A 924-nucleotide genomic window follows, 5' to 3' on the forward strand; every position below is an offset into this window, starting at 1 on the left:
TTTAGTTGGATGATTGATGGTGAGATTTTACACAAAGATAGCTTGGGTAGCACGCAAGTCATTGCCAAAAACCAAGTCAACCTCATGACAGCAGGTACTGGGCTGACACAAGGTATCAGCCATACAGAGCAAAGCGTTTTTTTGGACAGTGCTGACTCAGAAAATACTGATTCAAGCGTCGCTGCACGTAGTATCAATATGATACAGCTGTGGATCGCTTTACCCACTGACCAGCAGATTGAACGCAGTTTTCACCATTATCCGGAGCTGCCAACATGGACTGAGGGCAACGTCGAGCTAATTCTGACCACGGGAAGTTACAAATCAGCGTCTGGTGAGCACCATCAAGCGCCAACGTTGCAGTACTCCAAGATGGTTGGTATCGATGTGCATTTTTTAGAAGATGGGGACGTCACGCTGAATTTGGAAGCAAGCTTTGAGTACGGTATTTTAGTGGTTGTCGGTACGCTAGAGTCTGAAGGTCAGGTGTATAAAAAAGACCAGTTATTACGTTTTCATCGTGATGATATGACCGACAATACCTCTATAAAGCTGTTAGCAAAGAAGGGCACACGCTTAATGTTCATTGGCGGTGAGCCTTTAGATAACCGAGTATTACTGTGGTGGAACTTTGTCGCTGATAGCAAAGAAGCGCTTGAGCAGTCAGTAATCGATTGGAACAATGGCCATGAGCGTTTTGGCGAGGTTGATTCTGATATGCAGCGTCTGATAGCACCAGAACTACCCAAAGGCTTCAAGGGCTAATTATCAACACGCAAAATTTATTAATCTATTTTTCAAAGAAAATCCCTATCGTTAAGTTTTTTTTACAAAAAAGTTATGGGGTTTTAAGTGAATTGTTCCGATAATAGCGCAAATAAACAAATTATTTTATAGAAACTTGTTGATCATAAGATTGACAAG

1 protein-coding gene is annotated in these 924 nt (G+C 42.0%); it reads left to right on the forward strand.

From position 1 onward, the window contains the following. Positions 1-765: pirin family protein (locus ACS8FC_RS15550; protein ID WP_439297433.1), on the forward strand; the 765-nt coding region annotated here is incomplete at its 5' end. Between the last annotated feature and the right edge of the window lie 159 nt (positions 766-924).

This window comes from Psychrobacter sp. 1Y4 (genome assembly GCF_051847555.1).